8 protein-coding genes are annotated in these 21,006 nt (G+C 44.7%); 2 read left to right on the plus strand and 6 right to left on the minus strand.

The window, feature by feature from the left end; translation table 11 throughout:
- Nucleotides 1-347 precede the first annotated feature (347 nt).
- Nucleotides 348-4,730, minus strand: coding sequence for a ribonuclease E (rne, locus tag RDO37_RS03995; protein ID WP_374045303.1), 4,383 nt, complete (start codon nt 4,728-4,730; stop codon nt 348-350).
- Between the two features lie 2,688 nt (nt 4,731-7,418).
- Here rne and rluC point away from each other — a divergent pair.
- Complete coding sequence (rluC, locus tag RDO37_RS04000) at nt 7,419-8,390, plus strand: 23S rRNA pseudouridine(955/2504/2580) synthase RluC (RefSeq protein WP_273324502.1); 972 nt, start codon at nt 7,419-7,421, stop codon at nt 8,388-8,390.
- A 520-nt stretch (nt 8,391-8,910) separates the two neighbouring features.
- A complete protein-coding gene (locus RDO37_RS04005; protein WP_308498193.1) occupies nt 8,911-9,603 on the plus strand; it encodes an HAD hydrolase-like protein in 693 nt (230 codons plus the stop codon).
- Nucleotides 9,604-9,745: 142 nt separating this feature from the next.
- Here the strand turns inward: RDO37_RS04005 and RDO37_RS04010 are convergent, their stop codons facing one another.
- The 5 genes from RDO37_RS04010 to RDO37_RS04030 all read right to left on the minus strand — a co-directional run bounded on the left by RDO37_RS04010 (nt 9,746) and on the right by RDO37_RS04030 (nt 20,708).
- The gene (locus tag RDO37_RS04010; RefSeq protein ID WP_308498194.1) at nt 9,746-11,605 is read right to left on the minus strand and encodes a diguanylate cyclase domain-containing protein; all 1,860 of its coding nucleotides are present in this window, start codon (nt 11,603-11,605) and stop codon (nt 9,746-9,748) included.
- A 498-nt stretch (nt 11,606-12,103) separates the two neighbouring features.
- A complete protein-coding gene (locus RDO37_RS04015) occupies nt 12,104-15,100 on the minus strand; it encodes a sensor domain-containing diguanylate cyclase (protein ID WP_308498195.1) in 2,997 nt (998 codons plus the stop codon).
- A gap of 1,225 nt (nt 15,101-16,325) precedes the next feature.
- Nucleotides 16,326-17,294, minus strand: coding sequence for an alpha-L-glutamate ligase-like protein (locus RDO37_RS04020; protein ID WP_308498196.1), 969 nt, complete (start codon nt 17,292-17,294; stop codon nt 16,326-16,328).
- Between the two features lie 3 nt (nt 17,295-17,297).
- Complete coding sequence (locus tag RDO37_RS04025; protein WP_084281689.1) at nt 17,298-18,995, minus strand: inactive transglutaminase family protein; 1,698 nt, start codon at nt 18,993-18,995, stop codon at nt 17,298-17,300.
- A gap of 363 nt (nt 18,996-19,358) precedes the next feature.
- Nucleotides 19,359-20,708, minus strand: coding sequence for a RimK/LysX family protein (locus tag RDO37_RS04030; protein ID WP_308498197.1), 1,350 nt, complete (start codon nt 20,706-20,708; stop codon nt 19,359-19,361).
- Nucleotides 20,709-21,006 lie beyond the last annotated feature (298 nt).

Raw genomic sequence — 21,006 nt, forward strand, 5'->3', positions numbered from 1 at the left:
AATCAGTGTGGTTTTGTTAAATCCTAGCAATTGCATGTTTCCTTAAAATTCGATAAACATGCGGTTTATAATATGTATGCTAGCTTTTAAATTTAACCCCCGTAAAATCGACCAAGTACAAATACACATCAAGCCGATGATTCTTTAAAGTGGCGGGGTTCTTTGGACAAGTGTCGCTAGCTTTGAACACTCTGAGTTGCTGCATCAAATGCGCAAGCTTGTGAAAATGGAGATGTGATTTTAGGATGCGATTTTAGATCGTGAATGGTAGGGCGGAATAAAAAACGGGACCTAGATGAGGTCCCGTTTTGGCCACATTATGTGGCTTGAATTAGTTTAGCAAAGTCTTAATCTCTGGACTTGTTCCTAAACTCTTCGAGTGCCTGATTTAATGACACTGTAAGCTCCTCAGCATTAATAGATTCAGCTTGTGAAGCTACGTCTTGTGGAGCAGCAGCAGCACTTGCGCTCTCTTCTTGAGCAGGAGAATCTACTTCATTGTCATCAAGCTTGGCCTTTACCTTGCGACGGCGACGACGTGGCTTTTGCTCCTCGCCATCTTCATCCTCAAAGTAAGGACGCTCGACTTCATCAGATGCAGCTAAGGCACGCTCAGCAGCCTCTTGAGCTGCGATGGCCTCTTCTAAATCATCCTCGTCGTACTCAAAGACGGCGGTTAATGACTCGATAGTGGTTTCGCTAGCTTCTCCCTCATCACGGATATAGCCAACAGTTGGGTCATAACCACGTGAGTCAATGATGGAGCTGTCGAGTACGGAGCTATCATCAAAGCCTGATACAGCCTCAGTTATGGTAGTGCGGATGTTGCGAGCACGGGCATCATTGTCGATGTCCTCAACCTGCTCATCACGCATTACACGAGCATAACGTGCAGACAGACGGTTGTTGCGATCTGCAGACCAGAAGTCACCATGCTTATGGCTATGAGCATAAACATGATCATCTTGCTCAACCTCATCAGAGGTGTCATCAGCATCAACCTCGTCATAAACAACGGTATTACGCTGTGCTCTTACCTCAGGCTCAGCCTTTGAGCATGCCTCTTGTGTATCTGCCTTAGCAACAATCTCTTGAGGAGCAGACTCTGCAGCACAAGCACATGGAGCCTGGGCTTCGCAAGGAGCTGCATCGCAAGGCTCTGCATCGCTTGGGGCAGCATCGCAAGGAGCGGCGGCTTCAACTGCGCAAGAGGCTGATGAGTCAACAGCGCTAGCGGCGGCCTCAACAGGGGCAGCGCAAGCGATAGCTGCAGCTACGCCCTGAGCTTCCTTGTCAGCAGTGCACTTGTGCTCTGTCTGTGCCTCTGCTTGATCTTGCTCATCTTTAGCTGAGCACTGACAAGCTTGAGCTTCTGCCTTCTTGGCAGCAGCTTGGGCCTTTTTGGCAGCAGCGCTCTTACGTGGCTTCTTTACAGCCTTAATAAGAGGCTCGATTGGCTCAAGAACAGCAGCTTCACAAGCAGGACGATTAAAGGTCTCAGCCATTAAAGAGGCAGCCTCTTCATCGTTCATGCTTAAAGATGCATCAGCGCAGGTATTGTACTTAGCACCGTGTAAGCCACCGGCGATCTCTACCTTGTTAAACTCCATGCCTGAGTCAAACTCTTGTGACTCATGCTCAGTTGTGAAGGTAAGTTCAACTTGTGCTGGCTCAGAAATGGTCTCAACCTCAGCTGATACATCAGCCTCGTTGTAGCCACCTTGTGACTCAGCTTTGGTAAAGTCAACGCCATCATCATAGGAGCGAGACTTAGTATCGCCATTAAATGGGATGTCATTGTCTGGACCTTGGCCCATTGGAGCACAAGTAAAGTCATCCTCTTCAAAGGTAAAGAGCTTGATAGTGCTTAAGTTATCAAGATCAAATACGGCTGCATCATCAATACCCACAGTACGTGGATTGAGCTCAACCTTAACCTTTGGCTTGCTTGGACGACGCTCCTTGCGATCTCCACGTGAGCGGCGATCAGAACGCTCTGATCTCTCAGGGCGTGAACGACGCTCTTGAGGAGCCTCATTGTCATTACGCTCAGTGCTTGGAGCCTCATTTGCCTCGCTATCGCGACGTGGACGACGCTCGCTACGCTCTGGACGCTCGGCACGTTCAGGTCGTTCGGAGCGCTCTTGACGTTCTGCACGCTCGCTGCGCTCAGGACGTTCGATGCGCTCTTGACGTTCTGCACGCTCTGTGCGCTCAGAATTACCGGATGGGCTGTCGGCGTATGGATTGATCTCAGTGTCAAACTGCTCTACGCGCTCAGCACGTGGACGACGCTCCTTACGACGGTTGTTGCGTGGCTCTTCTTCGTTAGCTTTCTGGAAGAAACCAACATTCTCCTCGTAAGCATCTGATCTAGTATCAATTTCAGACTCAACGCGAGGTGCTCTTTCAGGGCGTGGACGACGCTCGCTACGCTCTGGACGCTCGGCACGCTCAGAACGCTCGGCACGTTCGCCGCGCTCAGATCGCTCAGAACGCTCAGAGCGCTCCGAACGCTCTGGGCGGCTGCGGCGCTCTTGAGTGCTCTCAGAATCAAAACGCTCAGATAAGTTTTGGTTATTGCGCTCGGCAATTTCCTCACGGTTTTGACGCTCACGAACTGGACGATCACCACGCTCAGAACGCTCAAAGCGCTCAGTCTTACGGCGATCACGCTCCTCACGAGATGGGCGCTCATTACGCTCACCACGCTCGGTGCGCTCATTATTACGCTCTTGACGATCGCTATTACGGTCATTGCGGCGACGATTGTTATTGTTGCGGCGTGGACCACGATCGTTGCGCTTGTTGCTATCGCGTGAAGCGCTGTCCTTGTTGTCTATGGTAGCTCCTTGAGCTTCGCTCTTGTTTTGCTCGGAAGCATCATTGTTCTTTAAGATACCGCCGATGAAAGAGAAGAGTTTAGAAAACAAACCACCTTGCTTTTCTTTACTACCAGCATCGGTGATCACGGCATTAGACTTATTGCCCTCAGCACGGTTGTTTCTACGTTCGTTCTTTACATTGATGGTGTGACCATCGTTATTAGAGTTGTCTACAATGGGAGCTGGCAGGTTAACGGTGATGTCCTCGGTGTAAACCATTGGAGTATCAGAACGCTTTTGCTTGCCTTGCTTCTTGTTTGCAAACTCACGACGTAACATGCTCTCCTGAACTTGAGCACGAGCTGCAGCTGCACGCTCTTGCAAAATTTCAGTTGGATCATCATTACCTGAGTAATCTAAAGGCAGGTTACGGGCGTTGTTTAAGACGCGGTGTACTTCGTAGCTTGGAGCCATCATATGAGGATCTGGGATCACGGTAACCTTGATGCCAGTGGTCTTTTCGATTTTTTCAAGCTGACGACGTTTGTTGTTGAGAATGAAAGTGGCGATCTCTACAGGAGCGAAAGCCATTACATCTCCGGTGTGCTCTTTATGCGCTTCTTCCTCGACCAAGCGCATGATGGAAAGAGCGAGGGACGCCGTATCACGAATGGTGCCCTGGCCTTGGCACATTGGGCATACGTGGCTAGTAGACTCCTCTAAAGATGGACGCAGTCTTTGACGTGACATCTCAAGGAGACCAAAGCGAGAAATACGAGAGAACTGAATACGTGCACGATCCTGACGGCAAGCCTCACGCATACGATTTTCAATTTCTCTTTGGTGCTTAACTGGAGTCATATCGATAAAGTCGATAACTACCAGACCGCCCACGTCACGAAGTCGCAGCTGACGGGCAATTTCTTCAGCAGCTTCGATATTGGTCTGCAATGCAGTTTCTTCAATATCACCGCCCTTAGTTGCCTTAGCTGAGTTAACGTCAATGGAGGTTAAAGCTTCGGTAGGATCAATAACGATAGCACCACCTGATGGCAGACGTACTTCACGTAAGTAAGCTGACTCAATCTGGCTCTCAATTTGGTATTTAGAGAATAATGGGATATCGCCACGGTACAGACGAACGCGATCAGAGAACTCAGGACGTACGAGCTTGATGTGGTGAACGATCTTCTCGTAGACCTCTTTGCTATCAACTAATATCTCGCCAGTATCTGGACGCAGATAATCGCGGATAGCACGGATCGCAACAGATGACTCTTGGTGAATTAAGAAAGGAGCTTTCTTAGAGGCAGCAGCCTTCTTAATCATTTCCCAAAGCTTAGTTAAGATAGATAAGTCCCAAGACAGTTCTTCAGCTGACTTGCCCACACCAGCAGTACGGATGATGGCACCCATGCCCTGTGGGATATCAATGCCTTGAGCTGCAGCACGCATCTCAGCACGATCTTCACCCTCGATACGACGGGAAATACCGCCAGCACGTGGGTTGTTCGGCATTAAGACGATGTAAGAGCCTGCAAGAGAAATGTAGGTGGTTAAAGCGGCACCCTTAAGGCCACGTTCTTCTTTTTCAATCTGAACGATAACTTCCTGACCCTCTTTAAGGGCAGTCTTAAGAGCATTGTGATCGCTAAAATTAGTGCCCTCAGGATAGTACTCGCGAGAAACTTCTTTTAGCGGTAAGAAACCGTGGCGCTCGACGCCATAGTCAACGAAAGCAGCCTCTAAGCTTGGCTCAATACGGGTAATAACACCCTTGTAGATATTGGCTTTCTTATTAGCATGCTGAGGAGATTCAATATCAAGGTCGTATAGCTTATTACCATCGACCAGCGCAACACGCACTTCTTCTTCTTGCGTGGCGTTGATAAGCATTCTTTTCACGGAAAAGATCCTTATGAGGCGATCTCTTGTAATCAGAACGCAGTTTCACACCAAGCACCATCATCTTGTAAGCTCATACATTGAGCTCTAGCCATGAACCATGCCTAATTAAGGCATGTCGCCAAGCCTAAGTAAGGCATGTAGCACTAGCCATAAACCATGCTTTAAAAAGCAACTTCATAAGCTAGGCATTTAGCCCAAGATATCTAGTGTTGGCAATATTGTTGGAGATACTTTATTTGAAAAGTGCAATTTGACCGAACGCCCTGCACTACTAGCTTTCCTAACCAAAATACTAATAAGTCCACCACGAAAAACATGAATGATCTCATCAGCACCTTACAAGGAGCATAGCAATACGTCAGATCGTTTATATCTTTGCCACAAGCTCAAGACTCAAGTTACTAGACCATAAAGCCTAAGGAAAAACTCTTATCTTTAAGACCAACAATTAAGCATCAAAACTCAAGTCATATTGACCAAAACGTCTTAGCATTAGGCTCAAACTCATAAGATGAGCTCTTGTTCGACTAAGTTTTGCTCAAAGGGTCTTTAGTGTACCAGTTAAGACTTTTAGCTACAGGGTAGCCTGTTTGCTGAAAATCTTAAGCTGCATAAAGCAGCATCAAAGACTGGTAGTGCTTTGCAAACATAAGTTTGTCTGAGCCTTTCACATAAATCTCTAGCTACAAGTGCGCTTAAGTAACTGCAGTTGAGCCTAGATCTTTTAGTGAAAGTGACTATCAGTACTTAAGATAAGTAAGTATCTTTGATTAAAGACTTACTTATCCTCATTACAATCCTCAAAAAGTACTGCCAAGATGCTCAAAGAATGAAGCGTCTTTAAAACATCTAAACAATACTGCTTAACTCAAAAGTCAGTGCGCTAAGGCTAATTTAAGCAAAGGCCGTCGTGATAAAGACCGTGTAATTACAGTGGGTCGATAGTTTAGATACGCTTTAAGCGCGATGTAACGGCACCAATTCTCTAGACTGATTGTCCTTTAGCCACACAAGCAAACTGAGATTGTCGTTAAAAGTGAAACCGGGCGAGGCCTGTTAGGAGCAGCTAGGTAATGTTAAAGAAATAAAGCTTCATGCGGCCTAAAAGCCAAGATAATGATGCTTATTTCTTTTAAAAACCTGCTTTTAACTATCTCCCTTTTGTCTAGGTCTTACTCGCAGTAGTAATCTGATTTCAAACAGAAACCGGCATTTGTAATACACAAGGCGAAGCTCACCTTACTTCCTTGAAGAGGGGACAGGGCCTTGCAACCGTGACGTCTCTTAATCCCTTCCTAAGATCACCTGACTACACTACTTTCAAGAGACCTTGTTAGGGGCCCTCTAAAAAGCTTAGTAGCTCTGATAGATAAGCTGTTGAGCGCTACTTAAAAGCTTGTAGCTAAATATAAGCTACATAAGTCTCATGCTAATAACTCATGCAGATCGCTGCATGGTCCGTAAGTGAGCTTTTAACAAGCTTAAGAGCGATAACTTATGTGTCAGTGCTAAGCTTTAAGCTCATGCAAAAGCTCGTGTGTAACTAATGAGCTTTAGCATGCTTGTTGTGAACAAATCACACTCGACAAGCGCACTGATACGACGGTTTAAAGCTTATGGCCTGTTTAGTTAGAACAAACAGTACATTAAGAACAAGTTACGATCAGCCTTAAGTATTGATACCTTACACTTGGAAAAACTAAAGCCTCTGCGCCTCATGGCATTTAAAGCTGCAGTTTTAAGTCCAAGCTCTATCTAGCATTTGACAATGGTGTTTAAAGCTAGAGTTACAACTTTGAAAAGGTATAAGACTCAAGCGATATCATAAGTTGCGCTATGTGCTGAATTTGCCAAGGCATTTGCACTAAAGCGTCGGCTTAAGTATCAGACGGCAGTCAAAGGTCACGACGTATGACAGTGCCATACAGAGCGTCACCAGGATAGGTTCTAGGTCATGTCTTAAGACCACAATAAACCTATCTTGACTGTGGCTTATTATCTGACAAAACATCGCAACTAAACAAGTTATCTAAGCACTTTTAACAGTGATTTACCTAAAAGCTCCAAAATTCACCTCAAAAGATCGCCCATAACACACTAATCCCATTATCACAAATCCGATACAAATCAGGCTTTAGCCATCAAAAGCAAATGACAGCAACATAAGTGCATGAACGCATTACTAGCCCATTAAAACTTAATATATGGTTTAAGGAACATCGTGGTGCACTTTGAGCGCACATTACCAAGAACACAAGTGACCAAAACAATCCCCATTATCTGCGCAAAAACATATCCAAGCTGCTGCAGCAAACATAAGCAGCAAGCAAAAGCAGCAAGGGACAACGTGCATCATGCCATCAAGAAACTAGACGCTAAAGCCAGCCGCCCTTTCATTGATAGAGTGCACGTACGTCTTAGGACAGATAAGGTAAGTCTTAGGCAAGAGCAAGTACGTATTAGGCAAGAGCAGGTAAGTCTTAGGCCTACGCGTGAGGATGCTGATAAGTGTAAGGCAGTCAAAATAAGATAAATATGCCTCTCATGCGCGAAAGCAGAGAGGGGAAGGGAGCGAGTGCTTTTAGCAAAACTTTTGGTATGCGCAATAACTTTTGGTAAAATAGACGTTTTGTGCATAACGAACCTATCATGAGGATAGGTAAGTAGGATGTTGAGGAAGATGCGATGGCTGATGATAACAATCAGACCCAGTTTAAAGTAACCTACAAGACCGCATCAGCAGATGATGATGGCCAGCGCTTAGATAACTACCTTGCCCGTGTGCTTAAGGGAGTTCCGCGCAGCATGATTTATCGCATCCTGCGTCGTGGTGAGGTGAGAGTAAACAAGGGTCGTGTATCTCCATCGTACAAGCTCAAAGCTGGTGACGAGATTCGTGTGCCTCCAGTACGTGTAAGTACTGGCCCTGTTACCATCCCATCATCAAATCTCAAGTTAGTACAAGATCTTAAAAACCGTATTCTCTTTGAAAACGATCTCATCATCGTGGTGGATAAGCCAGCCGGTTTAGCCGCTCATGGTGGATCTGGTATTGAGTTTGGTCTTATCGAGGCCATGCGAGCTTTATATCCTCAAGAGTCATTTTTAGAGTTAGCCCACCGTCTCGATCGTGATACCTCCGGTGCTCTCATTATCGCCAAGCGCCGAGCCGCGCTGCGTAATTTACATGAGCAGTTTAGAAACCGTGTGGTTAAAAAGCGCTATTTAACCTTAGTTCCTGGCAAATGGGATCGTAAGATTAACCTCGTTAATGCCCCGCTTATTCGTAATGAGCTACGCTCAGGCGAGCGTATGGTGGAGGTTAATTTTAAAGAAGGTGCTCCATCCTCAACTGGTTATGACATTGTCGAGAGCTTTGGCACTGAGGCTACCTTAATGGCAGCTATGCCACATACTGGTCGTACCCACCAAATTCGTGTGCATTCAGCCTATGTAAAGCACGCCGTTGGTGGTGATGAAAAGTACGGCGATAAGACCTTCAATGCGCTCTTACGCAGCCTAGGTATGCATCGCATGTTCTTGCATGCTTTCCGTGTTAGCTTCATCGATCCTGCTACTAATCGTGTCGTCAAGGTCGAGGCTCCGCTGCCACCTGAGCTTGAGCAAATCCTTGAGGTGCTGCGCAAGCGCAACTAGATTAAGCTAAATAGATTGAGGTTCTGTGTGTAAAACACAGCAAACAATACATAGCAACAGATTTCAACAAAAAGCTCTGTAGTCGCAAGATCACAGGGCTTTATTTGTGCCTAGGGATCTCAAAGATAGATCACCGCAATAAAGATAGTCACATGCTCATGGGGCTACTGTAAGAACTATGCAAGTCTGTTTTAGGCTGCACAGTAGCATTTATGTAAAGTTTGGCTTAGTTTAGCCGTCGGCGTTCTGATAAGTTCTATTATTTTTTTACGCTGTTGCTAGATGACATGCTTTGCTTGTGTATACTTTAGTCTTGCTGCACATATAAAGTAGCAGGTATAAGCAGCTATTTTTAGCAGCCATACGGTGCTGCCATTTAAGCAGCCATATGGTGCTGCCAAGGCTTGCCGATAGTTTTGCATCTTAGTTTTAGCAGCAAGTTTTGCAGCTAAGTTTTAGCAGCAAGTTTTGTGGCCACAGCTTAAGTGGCTTAATGATAATCAAAGATAGGAACAATACCGTGTCACTAAAGGCAGATGAAGGATTAAGAGAATGCCTCCAAGAGGTTAAACTGTTTGCTTTTGATATTGATGGCACGGTCACTGACAGTATTGAGCAGATCATTGTCTGTTTCCAGCGTACCTTTGAGTACGCCAATTTGCCAGTGCCTACTCCTGAGCAGATCAAGGGCACTATTGGCATGACTTTGAATAAGGGTATTCAAAGTTTGCTGCCAGATCCAACTGATGAGCGTTTGGCTTTAGAGACTACTCAGCTTTACCGCGATACCTTTTCTGTAAGCCCGGATATCAATGTTTCCATTCTATTTGATGGCATCTTAGATACTTTTAAGGCTTTAAAGTCCAAAGGCTATATGATCGCCATGGCAACAGGTAAGTCACGCGTGGGTGTAGATCGCCTCCTTGATGATTGCCCAGAGCTTAAGGACTATTTTGAGATCATTTGCACTGGAGACAAGTGCGAGTCTAAGCCATCACCTGCCATGATTAATGAAATCAGTGCGCTCTCTGGCGTTCCTGTTGGCAAGATCATGGGTGTAGGCGATGCCATCTTAGATATTCAGATGTTTAGAAATGCTAAATGCCATGAGCTCGGTGTATTAACTGGCGTAGCTGATTTTTATGCAATGGACGACTTCGATACTGAGTTTATCCTGCCAAAGGCTACCGATATTGTCCACTACCTCGACTAGGCCTTTATAGTAGTTAACAACTAAGCTAAGCTCTGTTAATTACTTTTGAGAGTATGGTCTGTTTTTGGTGGCTGTGCATGCGCAGAATATGGTCTGGTTTTGGCTGTGAGTCCGCAAGCAATGGGACTCACGTAAGTGGGATTTACTTAGAGCGCATCTTAGCGCGTTCTTCTTCAGAAAGAATGGTGACACGGCGGTCATCACGCATGGAAACAGGGCGACCTTTCTTAGCCTCAAAGAATGTCTTGAGCTGAGAGTAGAACTCGCTGCGGCGCTCGTCTTTATTAATCTGCATCAGCTCATCGGCCTGATCGATTACTTGCTTGAGCGTCTGTGAACCATCCTCACAACCATAGAAGGTGCTGCAGCCAATACCAAAGAAGATCGGTACAGGGCTAGTCTCAATTGGGGTGTGCTGCTTGTGGTAGGCGTTATTCTCATTGCGCAGCTTATCAATATTGCGAGCAATCTCATCGACTTGCTGCTTATTACAATAAGGCAAGATCACCAAGAACTCATCGCCTGCAAGACGCATGATTTCTAGGCTAGTATCTTGTTCACATCCCTCGTCGTTAGGACTAAGTTCATTCTTGAACGCCTCGTTTTGATGTTGATGGATAAGACTATCTAAGTTGTCTTTAGCAATAGGATCGCTGCGGGTAGATTGAATGTCATCGCCATCTAATTGCTTGATCAAGTCATGGAGCATATGACTATCTACAGAGCTATTTTCTCCTGCATTGAGCTGATAGACGAGGTTATCTTCTAACACTGGCTTGTCAGTAGTTAGGGCCTCAAGATCTGGAGTTAAAGCAACAGTCTTTTGAGCTCGAGTCTGAGTAAGGCTTTCGGTACCTGGAATAATCTGCTGCGCACCGTTATCTGTAGAGTGCTCTTTATGCAGCTTCATAGTCTTAGCATAGGATGAGGCTGCAATACCGTCACGAATCAGATCGCGAGCTTTGATAAGTAAGTAGTCACCATGGCTATGGCCTAAGATGTCATTAGTAAGCTTTAGACCAGAGATATCAATGAAGATCACTGATACAGGCATAACTGCCTTGTTCTCGTAACGAGTGTAGTTTTGTAAGAAGAAGTTACGATTGTGCAATCCTGTAAGCGAGTCAGTAAACATCATGAGCTTGATGTTATCGAAGCTGCTTTGTACTAGGTTAATATTGGTTAAAGTACCGATAACACGACGTGCGCGACCAAAGTTGTCACGCTCTTGTACTAAGCCACGGCATACACACCAAAGGTAATGACCTTGCCTGTGACGAATACGCATGCAGCTTTCAAAGTAGTCACCATATTGCTCAGATTGGCACATATGGCTAAGCACCATGAAAAAGTCGTTATCGTCAGGGTGAACAATACGAGCAATAAAGTCGTCGATATAGCGAGGGAACTCTTCTTCTTTATAGCCAATCATGGCGTGATAGGAGGCAGAGCACACTAACTCATTAGTGGCACTGTCCCAAATGTACATACCATCGCCCGAGATCTCTCGTGGAATAAGCTCAGAGTGAGGGCTATGCTCAAAAGAAATATAGCCAACACAGTAAAGGGCACTACCGTCAGGACGACGGTGCAGTACTGATCCTTGAACCACAAAAGAACGTCCTTTATATGGACCGTCAATCATGGTCAAATGCTCAAAGATCACGTCACCCATGCTTTTATCGTTCATGTTGAGGTAAAAGCGGGTGGCATCAAAACTGTTAAGGATGCGAGTTACAACATGCGGTGATTGAGCGTCATGGTGATCTTTTACGCCAAGGAAAGATGCAGCGGTACGATCGAAGATAAATTCATCACGCTCTCCATCGTAATACCAGTGGCCTAAGATCTTGCTCTCTTCGGCTGATAAGATATCATCAGCCTCACTTGATTCGTGTTCAGTCCAAGACTCAAAAGGTGCATTCTCATCACGACCAACAATATGTTCGTCGGTGTTGCCAGAGTCATTAGCGAGAACTTCTCTGACCTTGAAATACTGCATCTTAACCCCCGCACGAAGTTGACTAAGTAGCCATTGCTAGCTTAATCATACTCGTAACTGTTGTATTTAGTCATGCTCACAAGATTTTAGTGCACATGAGCACGAGCATAACTTAACGAAAATCTTAAAGAACTACTATCTTAAGCCACTTAGCACCGCTCATTCATGCAAACATACTTAATTTGTGAAGGCGCTATGAACTTTGCTGCTCTCTTAAATAAGATCATCATAGCCTGACAGGCATCTTAAATAAGATCATCACCACCTGATTGCCATCTTAAATAAGATCATCACCACCTGATTGCCATCTTAAATAAGATCATCGCCACATAACAGGCTTACTTAAATAAGAGGATCGGCACATCACTGGCAATGAACCTAAATGGTTGTTGCTGCCTTGCGGCTTATAAGTTTTATCAAGGCCATGCTTAGCTATGTTTAGTTAGTTCTGTAATTTGTTTGTTTGATTTCTGATACATGCTTAAGAATGAATAAGACTTAGGCAAAGAGTCGCTTGTCGTTAAACTCGACCTTTTGCTTGAGTGATTGCTCAATATAGGCCTTAACTAAATTGTAATGCTCGTCATGCGCTGCCTTCTTGTTGACCTGCATGATCTTATCGGCCTCTTGAATGGCTAAATGGATTTTCTCCATGGCACTGTGCAGATCGCTCTTGCTCAGTTCCTTGTTAGTAAACTCGCTTAAATCAGTGGTATTAGCACCGCAGCTGAAGAATACCGGCATACGCACAGGAGCGTTGATGTTGTATTCCTTAACTGCAGCATTTAGTTTGTTAACTAAACTTGCAGCCTGCTCTTCATTGCAATCTGGGAGCAAACAGACGATCTCATCACCGCTAATACGGATAAGCTCACTTGGCATATCGATAACGCTGTTAATTAAGATCGCAGCCGAGCAGAGCAGTCTATCGCCAACGGTATGGCCTAAATAATCATTGTAGGCTTTAAGTGCAGTGACATCAGTAAAGATCACACTAAGCTGGCCACGGGTATTGGCGATGATCTCAGGTAAGTGTGTGGTCAGATAAGTACGATTCTTAAGACCAGTTAAGATGTCAGTAAACACCTTGCTCTGCAGATTCTCATAGCCCTCAATAACACGGTTAATGTCGATGTTAATACCTAAAATACGGGTAGCTAACTTCTGTTCATTACGTGCGATGACGGTACCGATGGACTTAGTCCAAATGTATGAACCATTGCGGCAGCGTGAGCGATATAAGAACTCAAAGTTGTCTCCATGAGCTTCAGAGAGTACTAAGCGACTTTGCTTTTTAAGCACTTCCTTATCGTCTGGATGTACAACAGTGCGATGCCAATTGTATCTGATGGCTTTAGCACGTGGATCATCAGGCTTATAGCCAAGCATTGAGTAGTAGTTAGAGCCAAAGACGCATTCACCAGTGCTAGTAAGCCAGTCAAAAGAGGCAGATTCAGCAGCAACGTGTGGCAGCATAGCAAACAGGTATGAAGCTACACGGGTAAAGGTCATAGTAATATGGCTTAAACATTCACCCTCAAATAAGGCATTAAGCTTAATGTAAATCTTTGAGCCTGCATCTTTGCCATGAGTTAAGAAGACAGCAAAAGAGGCGCGATCACGAGAGTGCTCACCTGGCAGGTAGACTGAGTCATAACGCCGATACAAATTGCCATTAGAGTGAGTCAGCTCTAAATGCGACTTAGCTACTTCGGTACACTTAGTCTCAGGCATGATAGCCGTAGGATCTTGAGCCTTAGAAGGTCGAGGAGTTACACCAAAGAGACCAAATCTAAAGCCTAGATTGCTCTTTGGCTTATTATTATTAGTCTGCTTACTGTTTAAATTCTTTGAGGTAAGTGCTGAGTATTGCATGTTAGATGCAACACTATCGAAGTTTACTGGTAGCGCATCATTGGAAGTGTAGTTAATCTTCGCATGATGGCCAGTCACAAAGTTAGTGCCATAAACAGAGTTATTTTCAGTACTCTTGTGCTCAATCGATGGCATATTTTCATATGGACCATTGTGGAACAGAGTATCGAAGATATTGGCATTGCTCTGAGTGTTTGAGTTCTTTGCGCTATCGCTAGTATCAACAGGCTCACTAATCGCATCGATTAAGCTAGTGGCGATAGATTCTGATCGAGCTTTAATCTGACGAATCTCGTGCACTGGGCAGCCAATAGCATGCAAAAGTTCGTTTGGATCGTCAATAATAGGCTTAGCTGCAGGACCACCTGCAAGATCTTCAACGGTCAGATCATCCACGCCGCCACTGGTGCTGTACTCAGGATTATCCTCAGTATATGGGCATACATTGTTGCCATGAGCAAGGCATGGATTGATAAATTCCTTATTGGTGTCGCGTAAGGTACGAGTATAAGCAAAGATCTTATGGGTAACTTTACGGCCTAAGATGCGCAATACTGATCTTGGCGATACCCATGTAGATATAAATGACGGATCAAGATCCAAGATGGCAACAGCATGCTTATCGAGGAAGAAGCCTCGCTTACGTATATCGTAGATACCAAAACCAGGGAAGGTGATATTACGATCAAAGCTGTACTGAGCCCTCATGCCTGTCTCAAGACGCTTTTTGCTGCTAGTACTACTTGATGCAGCATTATCGTCTGACGCGGCATTATTGTCTTTATCTTTGTTCTTGCTATCGCGACTGGTGCGCTTATCTTTGGTACTTGAGAAGCGCTTGGCCTTTTCTAAGGCACGCTTACGCTTTTCACTTAGTATACCGTTTTCGTTTTCACGAGCGTTCAGTGCAGTTTGTACGGTATGGTAAACCGAGGATGAGTCAGGGTTTTCGTTAGCAATACCGATGGATGCTGTAATACCGGAGTTATCACCAAGTCCATTAATGAGATCACTAAGGCAATTGATATCGCTTTGCAAAACAGCAGGGGCGGTAGTGTTGCTAGTTATATCCTCATCATAAAGTGGGCAAGTATCAACAAGCTGCTCAACTATAGGCTCAACATCAATGCTAGCTTTGCTATCTAATAAAGAGGTCAGTGGCTTATTGGTACCATAGACAGAACTATGAGCATAGTCATATGGCTTTATAATTTCCACCAAGCTTGCCTGATTGCAAACTCCAGTAGCACATGATGCATCTTTAGCGCTACTAGAGCTTCCGCTTGCATGGGCAGCATCATTTTCGCATGAAGAGCTAGAGGCGCTAGCACATGATGGGCTAGATGCGCTAGCGCATGAAGAATTCGAGGTGTTGGCGCTGCTAGAGCTAGCGCAGCAATGGTCTTGTATGTCTTGTTCTGGCGCTTTTATGGTAGTGGAGCTTGGGCTGCTAGAGTCAATAGCTAAGCGCACGGCCTGATCTGAGGTCGTGTCATGACTGCTTTGAGCATTATCGCTTTGCAAAGCTGTACCGTTTTGAAGGGAACAATCAACCCTCGGTACATCGTCACGTTCGTTTAAATCCGGCACTTGTGTATTGTTTGGATTCTTCTTAACCATGTCTGCCTAAAAGCTCGCTGGCATTTTTAGCATGAGTGACTAAAAGTATTGCTCTGCAATTGCCCATAACCATAGACACTTAAGATCGTAAGCGATCTGTTAAGAGGTATTTGGTAGTCTTACTATATTGGCATATAGCAAAGAGCAAAAGCATACTCTTAAGAAAAAGTTTCATACGCCGCATGCATTGAAATGACAATGCCATGCCATTTAAACCAAAAGCTATTCTCCTAAATGCTATAAACGGCTGTTTTGCAAGTCCTAAATTTAAAGGCGCTTACTAGCCGTTTTAGCTTATGTTGAGATCTTAAGTGAATACTCAGCTATGCCACATTAAGATCTTTGCTGCCTGAGAGCTTTATCCTTACAAAATTGATTGTATATAAGCATGTTGCTACAAGTTTGCCTCATCAGAACAGCTTGTCTAACTATGATGCCTGTACTCCTGCATGCCTAGAGCAGATGTACACAGACTGAAATTTTTGTGCTTTTAATGTACCTAACATTAGCTAGAGTATTGTATAGACTCTATTGCCTAGAACAATGATCGTTATCATAGGTTAATAATGCACTATTACTATGTATTTGCACTAGATTGATACAGAAGTTCCTAGATATATCATAACTAGATACTAAGCTGCACTCTTTTAGGCTTGAAAGTCTACATTGTAAAGCTACATTTTTAAGATAGAAGTAAGCTCAATTGGTGGAGTATAAATTGGCAAAAAACAGCTTGATTATGCAGTTATTTACCGAATCAAGCGTCTTTAAACTCAAAAGTTCTCTACTAAAGAGCCACCTTAATCTAAGCTAAATCATTAAAGATGCCTAGTTACAGTTTGCAGCAAATTAAGCCACAAACGGGCTAATTTAAACATTATAGAGTAGGTTGCAAGAGTACAAGATAGTATTTTACTGTACTAACTAGAATTGCGATGCAGCCCACACTTAGATGATATTTTTAACAAATTACATCACAAAAATTACAAGTTTTGTGAGCAATCAAAATGGCTGCAAAGCCAGCAAATTAATACATGCCAAAGCTGACATACCCACAAAAACAAAAGGCTTTGCCAAAGCAAAGCCTTTTGTAATTATGCTACAGCCAATAAATGAACTTAGCTCATAAGAGGAGTGTAAGCTCGATTAATGTGCCTGAGCTCGGTTTTGAAGCGTAAGCTCGACTATGGAGCTTGCGCTCATATGCATTTAGCTAATTTGCTGATTAGCTGTTGTAGACGCCAAAGTGCTTCTTAGCAAAAGCAACCTTTGCTTCAACGCTCATGTTCGAGCGACGAGTGAGGGCTTCAACTAAGCGCAGACGAGGGATTAAGCCTGCGTTGTTAGCTGTCTGAATAGCCATACCAGGACGTGCATTAAGCTCAAGGAGCATTGGGCCTTTAAACTTATCGAGCACGATATCTGTACCGATATAGCCAAGACCTGACATCTCATAGCAAGAGGATGCTAAGTGGAGTACATCATCCCACTGTGGCACCTGAAGTTTATAGAGATCTTTGTTGGTGTCAGGGTGGAACTCGATTGGCTCGTTATGCTGTACAGCACGTACGGCACGACCAGTACGAATATCAATACCCACACCCACAGCGCCTTGGTGCAAGTTAGCCTTACCGTCAGATGCTGCAGTTGATAAACGCATCATACACATCACAGGGAAGCCCTGGAAAACGATAACACGAGTATCTGGCACACCTTCGTAGCTATAGCCCTCAAAGCAAGGATCAAAGTGAATGAGATCTTCGATAAGGGCGATATCTGGCTTACCGCCTAAGGAGAATAAGCCAGCTAAGATATTAGATACGTGACGACGTAAGTCATGGATGTTAATCATCTGACCAGAGGCTTTGATAAAGTACTTATCCTCACGGCCAGTGATAACTAAGATGCCTTTACCACCAGAACCTTGGGCTGGCTTGATGCAAAACTCTTTGCGATCGCCAATGATGGAAACGATGTTTTGAGCATCTACCTGATTACGTACGGCACCAACTAAGTGAGGCACATTGACCTTATGCTCAATGGCCATTTTCTTAGTTAACAGCTTGTTATCCACCAATGGGTACAGACGGCGCTTGTTGTAACGACCAATGTAGTTAACATTGCGCTGGTTCATACCCATGATGCCAAGCCGCATCAGCGTAAACGGATTGGAGTATTTGGACAATAAAGACATGGGCTACTCCTTGTCCTTAGCCTCGGTGGACTGGCCTTGTTCTTTTGCCTTGGCCTCTTGAGCCTGAGCAACAGCCTCAGCAGTCTCATTGTCAAAGGCACGAGGGTTAGCCTTGAGCTGAGCGATTTCGCGCTTTAAACGTACATTCTCTGGCTCAGACTCATCACCGTTTAAGGTGTCCTTCATCTGCTCAGCAAGTGGCTTGAAACGCTTTAACTCAGTTAAGCGGAAGCCAGTGTAGTTACCCATGCACAGTACTAAGGCGAGGATGACTAACTGCAGACCTAAGAAGTTGAAGGTTAAGTGCTGAATGAAGAGGCTGTCCATAGCAAGGAAAGCACATACGGCTACGAATAAGGAACCGCCGCCCTGCTTAATAACCTCTTTGTAACCGTCTTCTTCCCATAAAATAGACATTCTCTCAATGGTCCAAGACAGAATGATCATTGGGAAGAAGGTAACCTTAATACCCTCGGTAAGACCGATCTTGTAGGTTACTAATGAGATAAAGCCGATGATGGCGATAACCACGATAATAACGGCAGAAATACGGGCTACGAGCAGCAAGTTAAGGTGCGATAACCAAGAACGTACGATAAGACCGATACATACGATGGATACGAAGCCGATAAGACCAACTACTAAGGAGGTCTGTAAGAATGCCATAGCGATCAGCACTGGCATGAAGGTACCGGAGGTCTTAATACCAATTAAGGTACGTAAGAACACAACGATTAACACACCAATTGGCAGCAGTAAGATGCCCTTGAATAAGGACTGCTCTTCAAGTGGCAGTGACTCAATAGACAGAGAAACTACATCGTTACCCTGAGCCTTTTCAGTCATAACCTTGAGCATGCCGGCCTGAGCTACAGGAACAGAGGTCTTGATGATGGAGAAGGATAAACGAGCATTCTGACCACCCTGCACATCAAGCAGAGAGCCGCCGTTGTTGTTCCAGATAAGCTGATTGGTACGGATACCAGAAGTACCAGTTACTGGATCAAAGATCTCGTAGTGGGTGCCATCAAATACAGCAATACGCTGAGTTAAAGAACGGTTACGACGACCATCTTCTAAATCAAGTACGTGTACGATGCGAGCAGGAACCTGAGCATAGTGCAGGATGTTTAAGATAAGCTCAGAACGGGTGTACTCTTGTAAAAGTAAAGTACGGATTTCTTCTTGACGATCGAGCTCGTTAATTACCTGTACGGTAAATGAGAATGGGGTTGAAGAGCGCTCACGTGCCTTAGAGGCGATCTCGCCAATGGCAGTAGCATAAGGCTCTTGAATAACTACATTAGGAATAGCAGGTACGATCATGGAAGAGTCTTTAGCGTTAGAGTCGCTTAAGAACTCGCCACGATAGTACAGAGTCTGCAGACCAGCTGGATTGCGCTTGGTCCACTCTACATAAGAGCTATTCTGTCTTTGAATGTAGGTAGAACCATAGCCAAGTGAGGAGGTAGTTTGGCTAAGCTGGAAGAAGCCTGGCTGTACATCTGGAATAACCAGATCGACAGTGGCTGCACCAGTATCATTAGGCTCGAATTCAACCTTGGCCTCTACTTGCCAAACGGTGCGTTGCTCACCTGGTAAAAAAGGGATTTCAAAAGTTACATGTTGGTAACCCATAAGTAGAATACCTGTTATGAACAGGATGGCGGTTACCACATAAAAAACGCCACGTGAAACCATGTATAACTTCCCGGTTATTCACAAACAAAAAGAATTCTTTCAATCAGCTACACGCACGAGCAGCAAGATAAAGTTTAAAAACTATCTTAACTCAATGCCTAAACAAGCCTATTACCAAGATAAGACTTACTCAAAACTGCAGCTGTTTTTAAGCTAGTGGACATATCAGACTGAGCACTAGCTAAGCTATGTATCCTAGGCTATCTATTAGCCTTTTAAGGCCTAGGTATATGCCATGGCATTTGTATTAAATAAGCCATGGATTAGGATATGGCTTAGGCCAATCGGACAAATTGTTTCAAAGGGCGATAGCCCCAATAAACCACCAGGGCCTTAACCTTTACCTCTTGGCCTGTCGGCAAATTACTTGTCGTCCTTTGCCTCAGCCTTAGACTCGGTTTTGTCCTTAGACTCAGACTTGGTATCCTTAGGCTCAGCCTTTGCCTTTGGTTCAGCCTTGGCCTTGGACTCATCCTTAGCCTTTGGCTCGGCCTTGGCCTCGCTCTTAGCCTTAGGCTCAGCCTTGGCCTTAGGCTCGTCCTTATCCTTGGTAGTTACGGTGCTCTTTTCCTTGTCGGTCTTTGGAGCGCTCTTAGCTGCGGTGCTCTCCTTGGTGACGTTTTCAATGATTACGCCGCTTGGAGTGCGTGGGGTAGCCTTGACTGGAGCGTTAGCATCAACCTTTGGCTTCTTGTCCTCATCAACTGAGGTCTTGTTGCGAACAGCAGGCAGAGCATTTTCAGAGTTAGGGCCTAAGTTAGCGCCGTAGCTCTCAGCTGGGTGAGCAACCTTGCCGATAGCCTCTTCATTAGCACGCTTCTTGATGAACTCAGCATTAGGATCCTGGCCCTTCTTCATGTGCTTTTGATAGTCTTCGCGGCTTAAGATAAGGTAGGTATCAGGATTACGGCCTTGGATGTGATCGCGAGAGACGTCAACTACGGCGATATCCTGAAGTAAGGTACGACCGATGAGAAGTGGGTACTGTAACTTGGTACGGTCAGATAAGGTGAACTCGCTCTTTGTGGAATAGTTACCAACCTTAACGTTAAGAGCAACTACGACACGATCGGTAGTAGTGTGCTTGGAAACCTGACGGATGGTGGAGGTACGAACATATGGAGCCTCAACTACGATCTCTTTTTCGTTAGCCTCAATAGTAAAGCGGTACCAACGCTTGCCATTACGCTCAAACTCGGTAATGTCCTTAGCTGAAATGGAGGACACTGCAGCACCGGTATCGATACGGGCATCAAAGGTAACATCGGCTTCTTTGACGTAGACATACTCGTCTTCACCGAAGTACATCTTGCCATCTGGGGTCTGCAGATCATAGTTACGCAGAGGTTTGATTTCCATTTCGTTGTTCTTGTTTACCATCAACTTGTTGTCATAGATAGAGTCAACTAAGGACTGATTCTGTCTACGCAGAGCCTTCATCTCGCTTAACAGAGCACGACGGAAATCATCAGTCTCTTCACGAGTGGCAACTAACTCAGCACGCATAGCACCAAGATTAGCTCTCTGTCCTGACAACTCTTCATTAATGCTTTGAATCTGACCCTTCATCTGAGTAAGACGGGCTGCATTATTGTCACCATCGGCCTCTTCAGCATGGACAGCACTTGTAAAGCCTGAACACACAATGAGTGCGGAAAAGAGGGCACAAGGCAGGGCCTTGAGCCTAAAGGTACTCTTCTTTAAAGCATACATGAAAACAAACAACCTATTCAAAATGTGAATACAAACAAAAATTCGGTGACACAGAGTGTCTTTAAGCTGCCAATACAACTAGCAAGCTTGAGTTTTGCTCATCACGTAACGACACCTTCTCTGCATAAAATCATGAAGAGAATCCTTATGTGCGCTTGTTGATGAGGTGCATGCGCTGTACTAATAAATTTAAAAAGATAAGCACGCATGCTAAGAAACTAGTAGATGCACTTACATCTAAGTTAGCCTAGTAAGAGCTCTTACTAAGCCGATGTACTTATGTGTTTAAAACCTATGC

The sequence above is a fragment of the uncultured Anaerobiospirillum sp. genome (genome assembly GCF_902485895.1).
In the GTDB taxonomy this organism is placed as follows: Bacteria; Pseudomonadota; Gammaproteobacteria; order Enterobacterales; family Succinivibrionaceae; genus Anaerobiospirillum; species Anaerobiospirillum succiniciproducens.